Below are 20,697 nucleotides of genomic sequence, written 5' to 3'. Positions count from 1 at the left end.
CGGAGCCATAGCAGGGTGGGAGTCATGCGCAAACTGCAGGCAGTCGTGCTCACCGTGCTGCTGTGTCTGGCCGGCTGTTCCTCGAACGACTCGGCCGCAGATCCGTTGTCCGAGTGGAACGACGCAGCGGCGAAGAATTCCATCACCGAGTTCGTCGCGCGGGTCACCTCCGCGGACACGCCGGATTTCGTCGCGCCGCAGGAGCGCATCGCGGTATTCGACAACGACGGCACGTTGTGGGCCGAAGCGCCGCTACCGTTCCAGGCGGCGTTCGTCATCGACGAGCTCAAACGCCGGGCACCGCAAGAGCCGGCGCTGGCCGCCGACCCGATGGTGCAGGCGGCGCTGCAGGGCGATGTCGCGGCCCTGCTCGCCGGTGACCGGCATGAGGGGCTGCTGCGTGTGCTGGCGCTCACCCACACCGGGATGACCACCGACGAGTTCAACCAACGGGTGACCGACTGGATGGCGACCGCGCGTCATCCCCGATTCGACAAGCCCTACGACCAACTGACCTATGAGCCACAGCAACAGCTTCTGAAATACCTGCGGGACAATGGTTTCCGTACCTTCATCGTTTCCGGTGGCGGAGCGGATTTCATGCGGGTGTTCTCGCAGCGGGTGTACGGTATCCCGCCCGAGCAGGTCGTCGGCTCCACCGGCACCACGAAATACGAACTGCGCGATGGTAAGCCAGTGCTCGTCAAGACCCTGGACTACGTGTTCGTCGACGACAAGACCGGCAAGCCGTCGGGGATTCACGAGTTCATCGGCCGTCGCCCGATCCTGGCGGTCGGCAACAGCGATGGTGACCAGGCGATGCTGGAGTACACCACGATCGACAACCCACGCCCCAGCCTCGGTGTACTGGTCCACCACACCGACGCCGACCGCGAGTACGCCTATGACGCCCACCCGCCGTCGTCCGGAAAACTGGTCAGCGCGCTGCAGGCGGCCGGCCCCAACGGCTGGGCCGTCGTGGACATGAAGAACGACTGGAAGACGGTGTTCGCCCAGTGAAGTTGGTTGATCCGGCCCACCCGCCCAGCGCCAAGGCGCCACTGGTCTGGGCGCTGAGCGCAGCCATCCCGTGGGCGGCGCTGATCCTGGCCCAGTTGATCTGGCTGGCAATCGATCCCCGGATGCCGTGGCTGCACGGTGCCGCTGCGGCCGTCACCGTCCTGGGTGCGGTGATGTTCATCGTGGTGGTCCCGATGTGGCGGTACCGCGTGCACCGGTGGGACATCAACGTCGGATCCGGAACGCCCGCGGTGTACACCCGCACCGGTTGGCTGGTGCAGGAGCGGCGCATCGCGCCGATCTCCCGGGTGCAGACCGTGGACACCTACCGAGGGCCGCTGGACCGGCTCTTCGGGCTGGCCAACGTGACGGTGACGACGGCGTCCTCGGCCGGGGCCGTGCGGATCGTGGCACTCGACGACTATGTCGCCGAGCAGGTGGTGGCGCAGCTGACCGATATCGCGGCGATCGGCGAGCAGGACGCCACGTGACCACACCGGCCGGGCCGCCCACCGACCGGCAGTGGCAGCGGCTGAGCCCCCGCATGCTGCTGGTCCACCCGGTCCATGAAGTCCTGCAACAGATACCGCTGCTGATCGGCGCGGTGGTGCTCGGCTCGGCGACCGGCAACCAGGGGTGGACCATCGCGGCGATAGGCCTGACCGTCGCCGTGGGTCTGGCACGGTGGTTCACCACCAGCTACCGCATCGAACCCGACGAGGTGCAACTGCGCACCGGGTTGCTGCAGCGCAAGGTGCTCGCGGTGCCGCGCAACCGGATCCGGTCGGTATCCACCGACGCCCGGCTGCTGCACCGGATGCTCGGGTTGACCGTGTTGAAGATCAGCACCGGGCAGGAAGCCAAGGGAGACACCGAGTTTGCGCTCGATGCGGTCGAGGCGCAGCAGGTGCCCAGGCTGCGCGCGATCCTGCTGGCCGACGCCGAACCGGCCGCCGATGCGCCGGCAGGCCGCCAACTGGCCCGCTGGCAACCGTCCTGGCTGCGCTACAGCCCGCTGAGTTTCACCGGCCTGGCCATGATCGCCGCCGCGGCCGGCGTGATCTACCAAGCCGGTGCGGGTGCGGCACTGCGGGCACCGCTGGCGCACTATGGGATCGTGGTCGCCGAACGGCTGGGCGTGCTGGTCAGTGTGGTGGCCGGCGCCGTGGTGATCGTGATGGCCTCGGTGACGCTCTCGGTGCTGCGGTCCCTGCTCACCTACGGAAACTTGGTACTGACCCGCAGAGACATTCCCGGAAAGAACGGAGTGCTGCACCTGCAGCACGGGCTGCTGCGGCTACGTGAGCACACCTACGACATGCGGCGGATGCGCGGCGGCACCTTGCGTGAGCCGCTACTGGTCCGCGCGTTCGGCGGCGCGCGCCTGGACGCGGTGATGACCGGTATCGGCGGTGAGGGCGAGGCCTCCCTTCTGCTACCGCCGTGCCCGGCGGTCACCGCCCGGACCGTGCTGGCCGAATTGATCGACGATCCGGAGGCCGTAGAGGCCCCGCTGCAGGCCCACGGACCGGCGGCGGTGCGGCGGCGCTGGACCCGTGCCGTGGCCCTGCCGGTGCTGGCCGGTGTGGCGCTGGCGCTGGTGGGCGTGCCGGTGTGGGTGTGGGTGCTGTGGGCGCTGTTGCTGGGGTGCGCCTGCCTGATGGCGGCCGACCGGGCCCGGTCCCTGGGGCATCTGGTGCGCGACGGCTGGCTGGTGGCCCGCGCCGGAAGCCTGGAGCGCCGCCGGGATCACCTGGACACCGCCGGCATCATCGGATGGACGGTGCGGCAGACGTTTTTCCAGCGTCGCGCCGGAGTGGCCACCTTGATCGCCGCGACGGCGGCAGGGGAGAAGCGCTACCAGGTGCTCGACGTGCCGGCCGAACAGGCCTGGTCGGTGGCAGCGGCCGCCACCGCGTGGGTGGCCGACAACGCGTGGGCAACCGGGCCGGAAGGCCCCGAGTTGCGCTGAATTCGAGGGCGTTTACTGTCGCTGCATGGCTATCGGTGGAGTGCTGTTCGACATCGATGGTGTGCTGGTGACCTCCTGGCAACCCATCGACGGGGCGGCCCAGACACTGCGGGTACTGGCCGACAACGAGATCGCCCGGTCCTACCTGACCAACACCACCACCCGCACCCGTGCGCAGATCGCCGACCTGCTGACCGAGGCCGGCATGGACGTCGCCGCCGACGAAGTCATCACCGCCGCGGCGCTGACCGCCGAATATGTGCGCGACCGCTATCCCGGTGCCCGATGTTTCCTGGTCAACAGCGGGCAGATCGGTGAGGACATGCCCGGCGTCGACATCGTCTACTCCAGCGACTTCGCCGGACCGGCCGCCCCCGACACCCCGGACGTGGTGCTGCTCGGCGGGGCCGGTCCGGAGTACAACCACCTCACGCTGAGCTGGGTCTACGACTGGATGGCACAGGGTGTGCCGGTGGTGGCCATGCATCGCAGCACCGCGTGGACCACCACCGACGGGTTGCGGGTGGATACCGGCATGTATCTGGCCGGCATGGAGGAGACCTCGGGGCGCAGGGCCACCGCCGTCGGCAAACCCGCTCCGGAAGGATTCCTGGCAGCGGCCAACCGGCTCGGCGTCGACCCCGAAGAGATGTACATGATCGGCGACGACCTGAACAACGACGTCCTGGCCGCCCAGGTGGTGGGGATGGCCGGGGTGCTGGTGCGCACCGGGAAGTTCCGCCAGGCCACGTTGGATCGTTGGGCCGCAGACGAATTCGCGATGCAGCCCAATTTCGTGATCGACTCGGTCGCAGACCTTCCCGAACTGTTGGGGCTGTAGCCCCGGCTACACCGTGTAGCGGCGGTCGTACCCGGCCTGGCGATCGGCGATCTGCTGCGCGCGGTCGTAGGTCAACTGGTCGGCCGTGGTGTTGGGGTCGTTGGCCAAGATGTCCTTGACCTCCGAAACATTCACCACCTGCGTCGTCACCGCCGGCATGTTCTCGGCATCGGGATCGACACCCTGGAAACGCATCGAGATGGTGCCCTGATTCAGCCCGCCGGTCGACACCCAATTGGCCACGCCCGGATCGTTTTTCGACACCACGATGGTGTACGTGCCGTCGGCGTTCTTGACCGCCTGACTGTTGTTCAAGCTGGTCTGCTGATTGCGGGTGTCGTTGGTGATGGTCCAGTCGTTGGTCACCGGCACCACGAAGTACTCGGCATCAGCGGGATCGACGGTGATGATCATCGCCTCGTCGTCTTTGAGCTGGAAGTAGCCGGCGCTCTGCAACTGCGTGGAGAGGAACTGGGCGTTGTGCTGCGGCTGAGACAGCGTGTTGGGTTCGCCGGTGGCGCCGGTGGCCACCGACATGTAGGTGTTCTCACCGCTGATCCCGGTGACCAACATCAAGATGGCGGTCTCGGTGGACGACACCAGCAGCGGTGCCTTGTCGAACGCCGGAATGATCGACACGAGCGAGAGCAGGAGCGGGTTCTTCACCACCGTCTCGCCGATACCCGGGATGGCGAACCCGCCGATCTGGCTGAACAAGCTACTGGGCGGCCCGGCGGTCTTCTCGATGGTCAGCCTCATCGGCGTCTCGGTATTCCAGTCGCCCAAGGTGTTTCGCGTGGCGAGGATGGTCGAGTTGGCCGGGGCCTGAACGTAGTTCATGCCCTGTTCAGGGTTGGCCGGCGCGGCATCGGGGCTCACCACGATGGTGAACGTCCCGTCGTCGCGGATACTCAGCTGCTCACCGTCGAGGTTCGCCGCTGTCACACCGTTGATACCCGTCAGCACACTGAAATTGGTGTTCGCGGAGGTGGGGTGCGTGCTCGGATCATCCGGATCGTAACCCTCGATCGTCCCGTCGATCTTGTAAGTCGACGCACCATTGATCCCGGTGAATCGATAGACCGTGTCGGGGTTGTCGTACCAGATCCGGGTACCGCCGGCGTCCTGCCCGTTCCAGCTGTGCGGCGGGTTGACCTGCAGCAGCAGCTTCGGATCGTTGGAGTTGAGCAGCAGGAACTCCGTCGCCGACTGATTGGCGAACTCGGTGGCGGCCTCGTTGAGCTGTGACAGGTTGGTCCAGTCGGGGCCGCCGACAGCGGAGAAGTTCTTGGCCGCCTCCACGTACCAGGCCGCCATCAGGACCAGCTTGGCCACCTGGACGATTGGCGTGTTGACGATCTCGCTGACCTGCTGCTCGGCGGCGAGCTGATCCTCGGTGGCGAGGATGCTCGTCGCCTCGTCGGTCGCCTCGTCGGTCACCTCCGAAGTGGTGACGACGCTTTCGGTCTGCTGGCCTTCCCAGCTTCGTCCGAACAGATTGACCGATGTGCCCTGTTGCCCGTCACGGCGCGACCAGCCCAGCAGCGCCGCCAGCCCGAGGTCCTGGACCGGATTCACCGGCGTGTCCGGGATGAGTGGCTTGAGCCGCTCCGTCACCGCCGCCACCATGTGCGGTATGGGCTGCGCCGCCGGTGCCTGGCTACGGGGCGTTGACGCCGGGATCAGATGTTCGGCAACGTCTTTGGCCACCGTCTTGGTGACGACCGTGAGCGTTTCGAGCGGAGCGGCGGCGGTGTCGGCTTCGGTGCCGGCCGCGGGCCGGTTGTCGAGCACGGCCTGCTGACTCGGGGAGGCGTCCGTGGTCTTGGCGGCGGCACGCGAAACCGACTGCCGCAGTTTGCCGACGGCGGTCTCGACGGTGTCGGACACGGCGCTGGGCTTGGCGGAGTCCTTACTGTCCTTACTGTCCTTGTCTTCCTTGTCTTCCTTGGCTTTCCGCGCAGTCGGTGTGATCGACCCGGTAAAGGTTCGATGTGTGCCGGCCTTCGAGTTGCCGAAGGCGGACTCCACCTTGGCGGTCACCTCGGTGACCCGTTTGGCCAGCTTGTCCGGGCCCGACAACGACGGTTTGCGGGGGCCGCGCTTGGATGCGGAGCCCACTGATTTCGGGCTGCTGCCGGCTCTGGACGAAGTGTCCGACGAATCCGAACCACCGGTCTGCGCGGATGCGACAGGGGTGCCGTTGGCAACCGCCACCCCGATCCCCAGGGCTACGGCCAGCGCCCCCACCCGTCCGATGAATCGTGCCCCGCCAGCGGTAGCGGACGTCGTCGTCATGTCGCCTCCCCCAACTGTTCTGACTGCTGCAGAACGCAATTGGCCGACTGTAACAAGTTGCAGTTCGGTCGCGGGTGAGTTTGGCGGACTCTGAATCTATTCAGCCGCTGACGACGTGCTCGGCGGTGGTCAGGCCTTCAGGTCCCGCACGGCTTCGATGCGCGCTTTGAGCTGATCGGTGGTCGCCGCAGCCACCGGCGGTCCGCCGCAGATGCGCCGGAGCTCGTTGTGGATCCAGCCGTGCGGCTTACCGGTGCGGTGGTGGGCGATGGTGACCAGCGCATTGAGCTCGCGACGCAACTCGCGCAGCTGACCGTGCGTGGTGCGCGGAGGTGGCGGGCCACCCGATACCGCGGCCTCGGCCGTGCGCTTGGTGATCTGTTCATCTTGCCTGCGGCGCAACAGGTCTCGCATCTGCTCGGCATCGAGCAGACCGGGGATACCCAGGTAGTCGGCTTCCTCGTCACTGCCGGCGGGTGTCGCTGTACCGAACGAGGCGCCGTCGAAGATGACCTGGTCCAACTCGGCGTCGGCACCCAGGTACTCGACGCCGTTCTCCAGCTCGCTCTTCTCGTCCTTGCGCTTCTCGGCGGCTTCCAATGCCTCGTCGTCCAGCCCGTCCGATTCCCGGTGGGGCTTGCCCAGCACGTGGTTGCGCTGAGCTTCCATCTCGCTGGCCAGCAGCAGCAGATTCGGCACCGACGGCAAGAAGATGCTGGCCGTCTCGCCGGTGCGGCGCGACCGCACGAAACGGCCGATGGCCTGAGCGAAGAACAACGGTGTCGACGCGCTCGTGGCGTAGACACCGACCGACAGCCGCGGCACGTCGACGCCTTCGGACACCATGCGCACCGCCACCAGCCACCGGCTGGTGCCGGCCGAATACTGGCTGATCCGATCCGAGGCAGCCGGATCGTCGGAGAGCACCACCGTCGGAACCTCGCCGGTGATCTTGGTGAGCAGATCGGCGTAGGCGCGGGCAGTGGTCTGGTTGGTGGCGATGATCATGCCCCCGGCATCGGGCACGTGCTGACGCTTCTGCTGCAGCCGTTTGTCGGCGGCCGCGATGACCGCGGGCATCCACTCTCCGGCGGGGTTCAGCGCGGTGCGCCAGGCCCGCGCGGTCTGCTCGGCGGTCAGTGGCTCACCGAGGCGTGCCGCATGTTCCTCGCCGGCGCTGTCCCGCCAGCGGGCCTCACCCGAATAGGCCAGGAACACCACGGGCCGCACCACGCCGTCGGCCAGTGCATCGGCGTAGCCGTACACGTGGTCGGCCGTGGATTGTTGGAAACCGGCGGTGTCCGTCTCGTAGCTGACGAACGGGATCGGGCTGTCGTCGCTGCGGAACGGGGTGCCGGTGAGCGCCAGCCGTCGCGTCGCGTCGTCGAATGCCTCGCGCATCGCGTCGCCCCAGGTCTTCGAGTCACCGCCGTGGTGGATCTCGTCGAAGATGACGAGGGTCCTGCGATTCTCGGTGCGCACCCGGTGCCGGGTGGGATGGCTGGCCACCTGGGCATAGGTGACGACCACACCGTGGTACTCGGCGGAGGTCTGTGAGTTGGAGTTGCTGAACTTCGGATCGAGCGCGATGCCGTTGCGCGCGGCCGATTGGGCCCACTGGATCTTGAGATGCTCGGTGGGCACCACCACGGTGATCGCGTCGACCGTGCCGTCACTGAGGAGTTCAGCCGCGATCCGCAGCGCAAACGTCGTCTTTCCCGCGCCTGGGGTCGCCACCGCAAGGTAATCCCGCGGTTTGGCGGTCAAATACTTCACCAGCGCTTTGCGCTGCCAGCCCCGAAGTGCCTGGGTGCTGGGCGCTGCATCAGCCCGCACCCGAGGCCTCCTCTCAGTCGGAAAGCAGTCTAGGCCAGTGGGTTCCGCCGGCGCATCTCTGCAGGAACATGCCGGGCGTGTCGCTTGCCGAACAGGCTACGGGGTCCTGGATCAAGCCGTTCCCGGACCAGCATGGGCCCGCGCCGGCCCCGACGGAGTGCGGCGCGGAGCAAACGCTCAGCAGCGCTCGTACACCTGCGCCAGCTGGGTCTCGAGCGGGCGCGGGACATGAGCCTTGTCGTGCTGGAAGCAGCCGCCGATCGTGACCTCCACCCAGCTGTTGCCGCCTTTGATGGTCAGATCGACCGGCCGGCCGAGCCGGGCCAACACCACCGCATGGGGTCCGCGATCGCGTAGTCCCTGGGCTCGGCTCCGGGCTTGACACTGATCTCGATCGCGGATGTCGCGACACCGGTCACCGGGTCCGGGCGGAATGTGCCTTTGACCAGATGCGGCCCCGCGATCCGGACGACCTCGGTCCAGGCCTGCGCAGTGGCGGCGTCGGGAATCATGCCGTATGAGGTGTAGGTGCTGGTCGACTCGAACGGGTAAGCCGGTGGCACCTGCAACAGCCACTGTGCCGTGCCGAGCTGCGGATGCCGGTGGACCAGTTCTTCCGTGGCGAGAGTGTCGACGGGCTGGCGCAATGTCACGATCGCGGGATTGCCGGCAGTCATCGCGACGCGATCGACCACGGGAGACGACATCGTGTCGAACCACAGCGTGACAGCTGCGGTGGTTTGGCCGACGTCGTCGGCGAGCGGACGTAGCTCGACACCGCCCCTGTCGTTGCCGATGTGCAGCACGACGTAGTGGGAGGCGAAATCGACGTCGCCGGCAGCCGCCACGAATGTGTGGACCACGTCCTGGGCCTGCTGCGCGGTGGCTGCAGCGTCGAGCTCGACGTCGAGGTTGAAGTGCTCGCCGTGGGTGAAGCTGTCGTCATAGTCGACCTCGACGGCACCGACGCCGGGTAGCTCGCGGATCGTTGTGCCGATGGACCGGGCCTCGCTGTCTCGGCCGGATGCACAACCCGCGAGCATCGTGGATGCCAACGCGGCGCAGACGAGCATCAGCCGGCGGCTCACGCGGTGATCAAGTGGTCGTCCTTCTCGATGAACCACTCGGCGTGCGCTCCTCCAGGGATGGGGCGGCACAATTCTGGGATCCCAGAGCGACACGGGCGCCAGCCTAGCCGCGGCGCGGTGGAAGTCAGGCGCGCGCGTCCTGCGGTTGGGGATAGGTCACGCCGGTGAGTTCCTCGGACACCGCCCACAGCCGGCGCTGCAGCTCGATGTCGTAGGACCGCTCGTTGGAGGTCACCACCTTCGGGTGGCCCTTCTGTTCGCCGAGCCCGTCGGGGCCGTAGTACTGACCGCCCAGGGCACCCGGGTCCGTGGCGGCGCGCAGGGTCGGCAGCGCACCCATGGCGGCCTCCTGGAAGAGCGGACGCAGCAGCGGGACGGCGCGCTGTGCGGCGCGGGGCAGATGGCGTGCCAGTTCGGTATCGGAGCCGCCGGGGTGGGCGGCCAGGGCGGCGGTCTGCTGCCCGATCAGGCGGCGTTGCAGCTCATAGGTGAACAGCAGATTGGCGAGCTTGGATTGACCGTAGGCGTGGAGCCGGTTGTAGCTGCGCTCCCACTGCAGATCGTCGAACCGGATTCCGGGCGTGAAGCGGTGGCCCATGCTGCTGACCGTGACGATGCGTGACCCGGTCACCGGCAACAGGCGGTCGAGTAGCAGGCCGGTGAGTGCGAAGTGGCCGAGGTGGTTGGTGCCGAACTGCAGCTCGAAACCGTCGGCGGTGGTCTCCTTGGGCGGGGTCATCACGCCGGCGTTGTTGATCAGCAAATCGATGTGGTCGTGCTTGTTCCGGATTGCGTCGGCGGCTTCGCGTACCGAAGCCAGGGAGCCCAAGTCCAGGCGCTGCAGTTCGAGATCGGCGTGGGGGACCGACCGCGAGATCCATTCGGCGGCGGCCTCGCCCTTGGTCAGGTTGCGGACGGCGAGTACCACGTGGGCGCCCTTGGCGGCCAGGGCTTTCGCGGTTTCGAGCCCGAGACCGGTGTTGGCCCCGGTGACGATGGCCGTACGGCCCGTTTGGTCCGGAATCTTGGCGGCGGTCCACTTGGTCATGAGAGACTCCTGGTAGGGGCTAAACGGGGCGAGCGCTCCGGTTGTGACCGACTATACGGAACGTGCGCCCCGGTTTGTCAATGCTCTGTCGACGGCTGTGTGAGGTGATGGCGAATGCGTGCTGATGCGGCACGAAACCGTGCCAGGGTGCTCGCGGTCGCCTATGAAACTTTCGCGGCTGACGGCTTGTCCGTGCCTGTCGACGAGATCGCGCGGCGGGCCGGTGTCGGGGCCGGAACCGTCTACCGGCATTTCCCGACCAAGGAAGCGTTGTTCCAAGCGGTGATCGCCGAGCGGATCCGCGGCGTAGTCGAAGAGGGGCGGACCCTGCTCGCCGAGGCCGATCCAGCCGACGCGATATTTCTGTTCTTGCGGTCGATGGTGCTGCAGTGGGGCGCAGCTGACCGTGGGCTGGTCGACGCGCTTTCGGGGTCGGGCATCGACGTCAACACCGTGGTCCCCGAGGCCGAGGGCGAATACCTCGCCGTACTCGGCGATCTGCTGGCCGCCGCCCAAAACGCGGGCACAGTGCGACGCGACGTCGCGGTGTCTGACGTCAAGGCGCTCCTGGTCGGCTGCCAGGCCATGCAGAGCTACAACGCCGACGCGGCCGAGCACGTCACCTCCGTGGTGTTCGATGGGTTACGGGCGAAGGGAACACAGTGACCACGCTGCATTTCATCTCAGGTCTGCCCCGATCGGGTTCGACACTTCTGGCCGCGCTGCTACGACAGAACCCGCGCTTCCAAGCGGGAATGTCAGGTCCGTTGGCCGGCTTGTTCGATGCCCTGCTCGCCCAGATGAGCGCCCGCAACGAGTTCTCGGTATTCCTCGACGACGCCAAACGCGAGCGGATGCTGCGCGGGCTGTTCGCCAGCTACTACTCCGACTGCACCGCCGAGGTGGTCTTCGACACGAACCGTGGCTGGTGCGCGCGCATGCCGGCCATCGCGCAACTGTTCCCCGACGCGAAAGTCATTGCCTGCGTGCGTGATCTGCCGTGGGTGATCGACAGCATCGAGCGCTTGGTCCAGCGCAACGTGTTCAGCCCGTCGTCGATCTTCAACTACAGCCCTGGCGGCACCGTCTACACCAGAGCCAATGACGTTGCCGGACAAGACGGTATGGTCGGCGGCCCCTACGATGCCCTCAAGCAGGCGTGCTACGGCGCCCAACGTGACCGCCTGCTGGTGGTGCAATACGACACCCTGACCTCTGAGCCTGCCGAGGTGATGCAGGCCATCTACGACTTCATCGGTGAGCCCGCCTTCGAACACGACTTCGGTCATGTCGACTACGACGTCACCGAATTCGACAATCGGGCCGGGACCCCTGGCCTGCACACCGTGCGTGGCGAGGTGAAAGCCCAACCCAGGGAGACCGTGCTCCCGCCGGATCTGTTCAATCGCTTTGTTCACGATGCGTTTTGGCGAGACGCGGGCAAGATTCCAAGCGATCTGCGTGTGGTGTGAGGGGCCGGGACTCATCGTTTTCGACCTGAGGGTCGCTGCGCCGCGCTCGCAACAGCCCTGCGGTAGAAACTGGCGAGCGGGATGGGACATGCGAAAGGTCCCGCACGCCAGGGACGATGTGCGGGACCTTCGCTTGTGTGCCGTCGGCTACGGGTTGTCGGCTCCGTCGGCGGTGGTAATCACCTGGTTCTCGATCGGGCTTCCGGGATTGGCGGTAGCCCCAGGAGCGGATTGCGTGAGGTTCGCGCCGTTGCCCCCGGTGAACCCGACGCCGGTGCCGCTGCCTCCGTCGCCTGCCGTCATCGAGTTGTTGGTGTAGGTGGCGCCGGCAGGATTGTTGAAGCTGTAGGCGCCGATCTGGAAATATCCGCCCTTGCCGCCGGTGCCGCCGTCTATCCCGTCACCACCGTCGCCGCTGAATGCGGTGACACCGGTCGCTATCGCATCCGGCCCCAGTGCGCTGATCGAGGAAATACCCGAATCCCCGCCACCGGTACCGCCGTTGGTGGCGTTGCCGCCCGTGCCGCCGGTGATGGCGCCTTCGGCGATGGCATCTTGGCCGGCGGCGTTGATAGCCACTCTGCTGCCGTTGCCGCCCTTGGAACCTGTTGTGCCGGTGGCAGATCCACCGTCACCGCCGATCACGGTGCCGTGGGCGAGGGCGTTGTTGCCGGGGGCTATGGTCAAATTGCCGCTGGGACCGGACACCACCAAATTGTCCCGGCCGGCACTCATGTAACCGAACCCGCCTTCGCCGCCCAGGTTGCCGGCGCCATCAGCGTCACCGCCGCTCCCACCCCGGACCTCACCGTAGACGGTGCCGCCATGCCGAGCCACAAATTCGGTCTGGCCGCCACCGGCCCCATTGGTGCCGCCGGCCCCGCCGGTACCGCCGTTGGTTCCGTCGCCACCGTCGCCGCCGATGACGGTCGCAGCGTGGTCGGCAGTTCCGATCTGGCCACCGGAGTCGGCGGTCATCTTGACGTCTCCGCCCTTGCCGCCGATGCCGCCGTTGGTATCTCCGGTTCCAGCGTTGCCGCCGGTTGCCGTGGCGTTGGTGATGGCGGTGCCGGTGCCGGAAGCACTGACGACGACATTGCCGCCAACCGCGGTGTCAGATCCCTTGCCGCCGGTCGCGGAGCTGTCAGCGATCTTGGCGCCGCCGGTCACGGTGATCGACGCGTTGCCACCACTCCTGCCGCTCCCCGCGTCGCCGCCGGCGACGTGGGTGTTGGTGACCGAACCAGTCGAATTGCCGGTGACGTCGATGCTGGCTCCGCCGCCGACGGCCCCCGCGGTGTCATTGCCCGCAACGGCGGAGCTGTCGGTGATCGTGCCCAAACTGGTGTTGAGCGACGCGTTGTTACCGTTGGCCCCCGTGACTCCGTCACCGCCGGCCGCGGTGCTGCCGGTGATGGAATCACCGGTGCCCCGCGCTGTGATCGTCGCCCCGCCACCGGTGCCGCCATTGACTCCGTTCTGGCCCGTGCCGCCGTCGCCGCCGGTCGCGGTGCCCGCGGCCGTGCTGTTGGCGCCACCGGTTCCGGAGCTCTGGCCCGCGCTGATGATGGCTTGACCGCCATTGCCTCCGGTGACGGCGATGCCGTTTCCGCCATCGCCGGCGGTGGCAGTGCCGTCGGCTTGAGAACCATTGCCCTTGGCAACGATTTGAGCTCGCGCCCCTGCGCCGCCGGTCCCTCCGGCAGAGCCGTCGCCGCCGGCCCCGCCGTACGCGGAACCGCCTGCGGTGGAGCCGTTCCCGGTGGTGATCACGGTCGCGAAGCCACCGGCGCCGCCGTGGCCGCCGGTGGCCGCATCGCCGCCGGCACCACCGCGGGCATACCCGTCGGCCTTGCTGCTGTCGCCGAGACCGGCGTAGAGCCCGGTCTGCACCCAGCCGCCGGCACCGTTGCCGCCGGTGCTACCTGCCCCGTCGGCAGATCCGCCGCCACCGCCGATGCCCGTGCCGGTGGCCGTGCTTCCGGTCCGCTGGGCGATGACCCCGCCCTGGGCACCGGCACCACCGGTGCCACCGTTGCTGCCGTCCCCGCCTGCGCCGCCGGTTCCCGCGCCGCCGGCGGTGCTGCCGGCGGACGTGGCCGAGACGATCCCCTCACCACCGGCACCTCCGTGCCCGCCATTGGTGCCGTTGCCGCCGTTGCCACCGGTGGCGGCCGCATCGGTGACTGCGCCTCCGTTGCTCGCGGTGACGGTCGCCGCGCCACCGTTGCCTCCCGTACCGCCGTTGGCGTCACCGAGTCCGGCGTTACCGCCGTTGGCGTCGGCATTGGTCACAGTGCTGCCGGTACCGGTGGCGGTGATGGTGGCATTGCCGCCGATCGCGGTCTCGCCGTTTTGGCCGCCGGCCGCGTGGCTGCCCGAAATGGTGCCGCCATTGGTGGCGCTGACCGTGGCGTAGCCACCCAGCCCACCCGAGTTGCCGTCGGCGCCGGTGGCGCTGCTGTCGGTGATCGTCCCGTTGATCGCCTGGACCATGCCGATCCCGCCCTGGCCGTTGACGGAGTCACCGCCGATCGCGGTGGCGCCGTCGATGTCGCCGCCACTGTTCGGGTCACCGAACGTGCCGGCGAAGACATAGGCCTGTCCACCCAGGGCGCCGGTTGCGCCGTCGGCGTCGCCGCCGGCTCCGCCGGTTGCGGTGCTGTCGACGGCCTGGCTGCCGGTGGCGTTGGCGACGATGCGGCCCTGGCCACCGCTGCCGCCGTGACCAGCGTTGGTGGCGTCGCCACCGTCACCGCCGGTGGCGGTGCCGCCGGCCTCGCTGTCCACACCGAAGGCCTGGATGTTGCCGATTGTGCCGTCGCCGCCCACGCTTCCGGCGCCGGTGCCGTCGCCACCGTCGCCGCTGCGCGCGGTGCCACTTGCCTTCGCGCCGTCCGCCAGGGCTGCGATCTGACCGTTGGTGCTCTTGCCGCCCGTGCCGCCGTCGTAACCGTTGCCGCCGTTGCCGCCGATGGCGGTGCCGCTGGCCTCCGCGCCGGTGCCGCCGGCGACGATGCTGCCGATACTGCCCGCGCCACCTTGGCCGCCGCCGGTTGCATTGCCGCCCGTGCCGCCGGTCGCGGTGCCGCTGGCCGATCCGTCGTTTCCGCCGATGCCGGTCCTGACGAAGCCGGCCTGAATGCTGCCGTTGCCGCCGTTACCGCCGACGCTGCTGGTGCCGGTGGCATTGCCGCCGGCGCCCCCGGTGGCGTCGCCACTTGCAGTGCCGCCGGTGCCGCCCTCGTAGCCTGCGGTGACGTTGGCCGCACCGCCCTGGCCGCCGGTGCCGCCGCTGGAGCCGTATCCGCCGGTGCCGCCGCCGGCGCTCGCGTCGGTCACGACTCCGCCCAGCTTGGCGCCCAGGAGCGCGTCGCCGCCCTTACCGCCGGTTCCGGTGCCGAAGGAGGTGCCGCCCTCGCCGCCGCGAGCAGTGCCGCTGGCGCTGCTGGTGGCACCGTCGGCCGAGACGGTGCCGATGCCGCCGGTTCCGCCCTCTCCGCCGGCCGCGGTCACCGAGCCGTTGCCGCCGCGGCCACCGTCACCGCCGATGGCCGTGCCGTCGACGGTTCCGCCGTTGGTCTCGCTCAGCACGGCTCCGCCGCCGCCACCACCGCCGCCGCCGCCATGACCGGCTCCGGCGGTGGTGGACTGGGCGCCGGACCCGCCGGCTCCACCCGCTCCGCCGGTCGCCGTTCCGGAGGCGCCAGGGGTGATGAGACCGAAGCCCTTGCCACCCGCCCCGCCGTCGCCGCCGCTGCCCTGATTGCCGGTGCTGCCTGCGACGCCGCTGTGGCCCAGGAGGTTGAAGAAACCGCCGCCGGCTCCGGCCGCGCCGCCGATTCCGCCGGTACCACCGCCGGTACCGCCCGTTCCGCCGGTGCCTCCGCTGAGGTGAGTGGCGTCGCCCTCGGCACCGACTCCACCGACACCGCCGGTGCCGCCGTCCCCGCCATCTCCACCGTTGCCGCCGCTGGCGAACACGAATCCGGTGGCGTCACCGCCATCGCCGCCGTTGCCGCCGTTGCCGCCACCGACACCGCCGTCCTGGCCGTTGCCGAATCCGTTGCCGTAGTCGATGTCCCAGTCGCCTGCGGCCCCGCTCGTACCGGTGATGCCGTTGCCGCCGCGGCCGCCGTCCCCGGCGATGCCGAAGAACCAGCCGTTGGCGTCGCCGCCGTGGCCACCGTCGCCTGCGGGCTGGCCGTTGGTGGACGCCCCGCCGCTGCCACCGCCACCGCCGATGCCCATGAAGCTGCCGCCGTCACCACCGTCGCCGCCGTCCATGCCGGCCCAGCCGTCACCGCCCTCTCCGCCATCGCCGAACCAGCCGGCATCACCGCCGTCGCCGCCGGCCTGACCCGTGGCGGCACCGTCGTAACCGTCGCCGCCATCGCCGATCCACAAGCCGCCGTCACCGCCGTCGGGGTTGGCCGCGGTGCCGTCGGCGCCGTTGCCTATCAGGTACTGCCCCGAGATCTGATTGATCGCGCCGCCGACGGCAGAACCGAGCGGGCTGGTGATCCACAGCTGGGTGCCGTAGTGCACCGGCTGGTAGATCCAGCGGTTGACGACCTCGGTCGGGTCGAGCACCGCCGAGTTGAGGGTCGGGGCCACCAGGGTGTTGCGCGCGGCGGCCGTGTTGTTGTCCATGGTGTACGCGGATTGCCTACGCGCCCAGGCCATCACGGCCCAGACGCCCGGCATGTCGGCCGGCTCCGTCGGCGCGTTGGGGACCATGGTCGTGCCCAGGGTGACCGCGGACAGCAACCCGGTGATCGGGCTGATCGGTGTGGGTGCCGGTGCGGGCGTCGCAGCGACAAATGTCTGTCGAGCGGCTGGAGCGGGGTCTGTTGGTCGACCGCCGAGCAGTGCGAGGGTGACGCCGGAGTCCGGCTGCTTGCCGTCGGTGACGGGAGCCGGTGGCGCGGCCGTCACCCGGTCGGCAAAGTCGCTGATGCGGTGCGAAATTGTTTTGTCTGCAAGCACATTCGCGGCTGTCCGCTTCCACTGCTGCTGCTTCGGCTCGTTCGCGGTGGTGGGTGCTGGCCCGTCGTTCGAGTCGGCCTTGGCGGCCGCTGGTGACTTCGGTCGGCGCAGCGGGCCCCGGTCGTCGTTGTCCCCGGTGGTGTTGCCGCGTTTGAGCCCCACACCGTCGGCGATATCGTCGACAACCTTCTTGGCTTCGGCCGCGCGGCCGTTGAAGGCCTTGGTGGCTTCGGCAGCGCGGTCGTTGAAGGCCTTGGTGGCTTCGGTAGCGCGCTCACGTAGGCGCTCTTGCACATGCTTGACGTCGGGGTGACGTTGTTTTTTTGCCTTGGAGTTGGGCCCGGAGGTTTCAGAGCTGCCCGCGGTACCGGCGCTGTCCGAAGGCTTGCCCGCATCGGAGTTGCCACCACTGCTCGGGCCCTCGGTGTTGACCAGCCGCACGTCGGCGGCCACCGACCTCATCGTCGGCGAGTCCGGGCCCAAAAGGAGCATGACGCCGGCACCTGCCAACGCGATGCTCGCCAGTCCTGCCGTGGCAATCGGGCCCGCCGCGCCTTTGCGGCCACGGCCATGCGCCATGCTGTGCTTCCCCACGATCCCCTCGCTCTCCGACAGGGACGGTTGACGTCTCCGTCAATATCTGCGCGGAGACTGGTACCAGTCGCTGACGACATTGCTCCAGTAGTAGTGAAATCCCCTTGGACCAGGGGTGACCCGTGACCCGAGGGGAAATCTACGCACCGTCTGTCGAAAATCTCAGTTTTTTCTCAGGCAGCCGCGGGTGGTGCTTGCGCATGCAAGCAATCCGGGAGCCCCCTTGCTTGCCGCAAGGCTTTGGGGGTGGTCAAACATGCAGATGAATCCAGATCTTGAGATTTGCCGGGATTTGATGATTCGGTCGATTTCTGTCTGAAAAGAGTTGCTGGCTGCGGCATGGTTCGCTTGAACACCACTGTGACGCCGGGGAACTTGAGAAGGCCCGAGTTGGCCAGAGCCCGGCCCCGCCCTGCCCTTCGCCCACTGTCGGGCCTGCCTGCACGGGTAGCGTCGGCGAAATGAAGTTCGGCATCGCCACCTTCGTCGACGACGACAGCATCGATCCGGTATCGCTTGCTCGCGCGATCGAGGAGCGGGGGTTCGCCTCGCTCATCGTTGCCGAGCACAGCCACATCCCCGTGAGCCGCGAGTCGCCATATCCGAACGGCGGGGACCTGCCGGCGTGGTACTACAACACGCTCGACCCGTTCGTCACCCTTGCTGCGGCCGCCGCGGTGACTTCCACGATCGACCTCGTTACGGGCGTCGCGTTGCTGATTCAGCGCGACCCGATCCACACCGCCAAGGAAGCCGCGAGCATCGACCTGATCTCCGGCGGCCGGTTCGTGCTGGGCGTCGGCGCCGGCTGGAACCTGGAGGAGATGCGTGACCACGGCACCGACCCGAAAACCCGTGGCGCACTGCTGGACGAGAGCATCGAAGCGGTCAAGACGTTGTGGACCGACGAGCCGGCCGAGTATCACGGCAGCTACGTCAACTTCGATTCGTCGTACTGCCGGCCCAAGCCGGTCCGCCGACCACATCCGCCCATCTACGTCGGCGGAAACTCCGATGCCACGGTCAAGCGCGTGATTCGCCATGAGGCGGGATGGATTTCGAATCCACTGCCCAGGACGGAGCTGACCAAACGGATCGGACAGATGCGTGACGGCGGTGCCGACGACGTGCCGCTGATGATGTTCGGCGCACCCGTCAAAACCGACTACTGGCGTGCCGCTGAGGATCTCGGCTTCGGCCAGCTGGGCCTGTTCCTGCCGTCCGTCGGCAAGGATGAGTCGCTACGCCTACTTGATGAGTTCGCAGAACAGGTACGCCAGTACCAGTCGTAGGCCCATTGGTCTGGAGCGCTGGTGTCGCCGCTTTCCACCCAGGGGTCGCCAGGGCGCGCGGGCGACGGCGCAGCGGTAGATAGCGGGGAGGCGTAACCCCATGGCCGGGCCACGGCCAGACGACCTTGCACTCGCCCTGGTCGAGTGCTAAGAATGCAGTTGGCACTCTCGATCAGTGAGTGCTAGGTCGGGACGGTGAGACCGGGGCCGCACCTGCGGGAGCACACCCTGGTCGTCCGTCGCGGGCACTGAACCCGACCAACGAACGTGCGATCCCCTAACCGGAGGAATCACTTCGCAATGGCCAAGACAATTGCGTATGACGAAGAGGCCCGTCGCGGCCTTGAGCGGGGCCTGAACGCCCTCGCTGACGCGGTAAAGGTGACGCTGGGCCCCAAGGGTCGCAACGTCGTCCTGGAGAAGAAGTGGGGCGCCCCCACGATCACCAACGATGGTGTGTCCATCGCCAAGGAGATCGAGCTGGAGGACCCGTACGAGAAGATCGGCGCTGAGCTGGTCAAGGAAGTCGCCAAGAAGACTGACGACGTCGCGGGCGACGGCACCACCACCGCCACCGTTCTGGCCCAGGCCCTGGTTCGCGAAGGTCTGCGCAACGTCGCTGCCGGCGCCAACCCGCTCGGCCTGAAGCGCGGCATCGAGAAGGCCGTGGAAAAGGTGACCGAAGGTCTCCTCAAGTCCGCCAAGGAGGTGGAGACCAAGGAGCAGATCGCTGCCACCGCCGGTATCTCCGCCGGTGACCAGTCCATCGGTGACCTGATCGCCGAGGCCATGGACAAGGTCGGCAACGAAGGTGTCATCACCGTCGAAGAGGCACAGACCTTCGGTCTGTCGCTGGAGCTCACCGAGGGTATGCGCTTCGACAAGGGCTACATCTCGGGTTACTTCGTGACCGACGCCGAGCGTCAGGAAGCCGTCCTGGAGGATCCTTACATCCTGCTGGTCAGCTCCAAGATCTCGACCGTCAAGGACCTGCTGCCGCTGCTGGAGAAGGTCATCCAGTCCGGCAAGCCACTGCTGATCATCGCCGAGGACGTCGAGGGCGAGGCCCTGTCGACCCTGGTGGTCAACAAGATCCGCGGCACCTTCAAGTCTGTGGCCGTCAAGGCCCCGGGCTTCGGTGACCGCCGCAAGGCCATGCTGCAGGACATCGCCATCCTCACCGGTGGCCAGGTCATCAGCGAAGAGGTCGGCCTCTCGCTGGAGACCGCCGATGTCGCGCTGCTGGGTCAGGCCCGCAAGGTCGTCGTCACCAAGGATGAGACCACCATCGTGGAGGGCGCCGGCGACAGCGACGCCATCGCCGGTCGCGTGGCCCAGATCCGTGCCGAGATCGAGAACAGTGACTCCGACTACGACCGCGAGAAGCTGCAGGAGCGCCTGGCCAAGCTGGCCGGCGGTGTTGCGGTGATCAAGGCCGGCGCTGCCACCGAGGTGGAGCTCAAGGAGCGCAAGCACCGCATCGAGGACGCCGTCCGCAACGCGAAGGCCGCCGTCGAAGAGGGCATCGTCGCCGGTGGCGGCGTGGCCCTGCTGCAGTCGGCTCCGTCGCTGGAGGAGCTGCAGCTCACCGGAGATGAGGCCACCGGCGCCAACATCGTGCGTGTCGCGCTGTCGGCCCCGCTGAAGCAGATCGCCCTCAACGGTGGCCTGGAGCCCGGCGTCGTCGCCGAGAAGGTCACCAACTCGCCCGCCGGCACCGGCCTGAACGCCGCCACCGGTGAGTACGAGGACCTGCTCAAGGCCGGCGTTGCCGACCCGGTCAAGGTCACCCGCTCGGCGCTGCAGAACGCGGCGTCCATCGCGGCGCTGTTCCTCACCACCGAGGCCGTCGTCGCCGACAAGCCGGAGAAGGCGGCCCCCGCGGCCGACCCGACCGGTGGCATGGGCGGTATGGACTTCTAAGTCCTGCTCTTTACGGGAAATCCCCGGTGCGCCTGGCGCGCCGGGGATTTTTCGTCGGACCGAGCGGTCGGTTTGCTCGTCTGCACCCCATGGGCGCTGTGGCAAACCCGTGACCGGTGGGGTGAGATCACCGTGATACGGTGCGGGCGCTGATAGCTGTCGTGGTTTGTTTCGGGGGGAGATCGAATTGTCGACGTTCCGCGCGCGCAGGTTTGCTGCGTGACTCATCCGCCGCATTCGCCGTTCGGGGGACCGAACCCCGTCGACGACCATACGCCTCAGAATTCCGGCTATCGGCAAGCGCCGCCCCCGCCGCCCCCACCG

Annotated in this window: 14 protein-coding genes; 8 read left to right on the top strand and 6 right to left on the bottom strand. The window is 68.0% G+C overall.

Annotation, left to right across the window (positions count from 1 at the left end; genetic code table 11):
* The first annotated feature begins 24 nt into the window (after positions 1–24).
* From E0T84_RS25865 to E0T84_RS25850, 4 genes are read left to right on the top strand one after another with little or no spacing between them, the layout of a single operon-like run.
* Positions 25–1,020 (top strand): HAD family phosphatase, encoded by a 996-nt coding sequence (locus E0T84_RS25865; protein ID WP_070185186.1) that lies wholly within the window; start codon positions 25–27, stop codon positions 1,018–1,020.
* Positions 1,017–1,511, top strand: a complete 495-nt coding sequence (locus E0T84_RS25860) for a PH domain-containing protein (RefSeq protein ID WP_070185187.1) — start codon at positions 1,017–1,019, stop codon at positions 1,509–1,511. Before E0T84_RS25865 ends, E0T84_RS25860 begins: the two co-directional genes overlap by 4 nt.
* Positions 1,508–2,992, top strand: a complete 1,485-nt coding sequence (locus E0T84_RS25855) for a PH domain-containing protein (RefSeq protein ID WP_070185188.1) — start codon at positions 1,508–1,510, stop codon at positions 2,990–2,992. The genes E0T84_RS25860 and E0T84_RS25855 overlap by 4 nt, the downstream gene beginning before the upstream one ends.
* Before the next feature lie 25 nt (positions 2,993–3,017).
* Entirely contained in the window at positions 3,018–3,833 is an 816-nt protein-coding gene (locus E0T84_RS25850; protein WP_070185189.1) for an HAD-IIA family hydrolase, read from the top strand.
* A 6-nt stretch (positions 3,834–3,839) separates the two neighbouring features.
* Here E0T84_RS25850 and E0T84_RS25845 read toward each other — a convergent pair whose 3' ends face one another.
* From E0T84_RS25845 to E0T84_RS25830, 5 genes are all read right to left on the bottom strand, one after another.
* The gene (locus E0T84_RS25845) at positions 3,840–6,131 is read right to left on the bottom strand and encodes a DUF1214 domain-containing protein (protein ID WP_138745911.1); all 2,292 of its coding nucleotides are present in this window, start codon (positions 6,129–6,131) and stop codon (positions 3,840–3,842) included.
* 129 nt (positions 6,132–6,260) lie between these two features.
* Positions 6,261–7,967, bottom strand: a complete 1,707-nt coding sequence (locus E0T84_RS25840) for a DEAD/DEAH box helicase (RefSeq protein WP_138745910.1) — start codon at positions 7,965–7,967, stop codon at positions 6,261–6,263.
* 177 nt (positions 7,968–8,144) lie between these two features.
* Positions 8,145–8,297, bottom strand: coding sequence for a hypothetical protein (locus tag E0T84_RS31960; RefSeq protein ID WP_171055179.1), 153 nt, complete (start codon positions 8,295–8,297; stop codon positions 8,145–8,147).
* Positions 8,264–9,055, bottom strand: coding sequence for a hypothetical protein (locus E0T84_RS25835; RefSeq protein WP_138745909.1), 792 nt, complete (start codon positions 9,053–9,055; stop codon positions 8,264–8,266). Before E0T84_RS25835 ends, E0T84_RS31960 begins: the two co-directional genes overlap by 34 nt.
* Positions 9,056–9,179: 124 nt before the next feature.
* Positions 9,180–10,103 carry an SDR family NAD(P)-dependent oxidoreductase gene (locus E0T84_RS25830; RefSeq protein WP_138745908.1) on the bottom strand — a complete coding sequence of 308 codons (924 nt, stop codon included), beginning with the start codon at positions 10,101–10,103 and terminating at the stop codon, positions 9,180–9,182.
* 114 nt (positions 10,104–10,217) lie between these two features.
* Between E0T84_RS25830 and E0T84_RS25825 the strand changes: the two genes are divergently transcribed.
* Positions 10,218–10,769, top strand: coding sequence for a TetR/AcrR family transcriptional regulator (locus tag E0T84_RS25825; RefSeq protein ID WP_070184954.1), 552 nt, complete (start codon positions 10,218–10,220; stop codon positions 10,767–10,769).
* Positions 10,766–11,575 carry a sulfotransferase gene (locus E0T84_RS25820; protein WP_070184955.1) on the top strand — a complete coding sequence of 270 codons (810 nt, stop codon included), beginning with the start codon at positions 10,766–10,768 and terminating at the stop codon, positions 11,573–11,575. The genes E0T84_RS25825 and E0T84_RS25820 overlap by 4 nt, the downstream gene beginning before the upstream one ends.
* 147 nt (positions 11,576–11,722) lie before the next feature.
* Here E0T84_RS25820 and E0T84_RS31955 read toward each other — a convergent pair whose 3' ends face one another.
* The gene (locus E0T84_RS31955) at positions 11,723–17,158 is read right to left on the bottom strand and encodes a PE family protein (RefSeq protein WP_171055178.1); all 5,436 of its coding nucleotides are present in this window, start codon (positions 17,156–17,158) and stop codon (positions 11,723–11,725) included.
* Positions 17,159–17,619: 461 nt separating this feature from the next.
* Between E0T84_RS31955 and E0T84_RS25810 the strand changes: the two genes are divergently transcribed.
* The gene (locus E0T84_RS25810; RefSeq protein ID WP_070185067.1) at positions 17,620–18,450 is read left to right on the top strand and encodes an LLM class F420-dependent oxidoreductase; all 831 of its coding nucleotides are present in this window, start codon (positions 17,620–17,622) and stop codon (positions 18,448–18,450) included.
* 300 nt (positions 18,451–18,750) lie between these two features.
* Positions 18,751–20,373: a chaperonin GroEL gene (groL, locus tag E0T84_RS25800; protein ID WP_070185068.1), complete on the top strand. Its 1,623-nt coding sequence runs from the start codon at positions 18,751–18,753 to the stop codon at positions 20,371–20,373.
* The last annotated feature ends 324 nt before the right edge of the window (positions 20,374–20,697 follow it).

It is taken from the genome of Mycobacterium sp. DBP42, from assembly GCF_005924235.1.
Lineage (GTDB): Bacteria > Actinomycetota > Actinomycetes > Mycobacteriales > Mycobacteriaceae > Mycobacterium > Mycobacterium syngnathidarum.
This window is presented reverse-complemented; position numbering and strand designations above follow the sequence as displayed.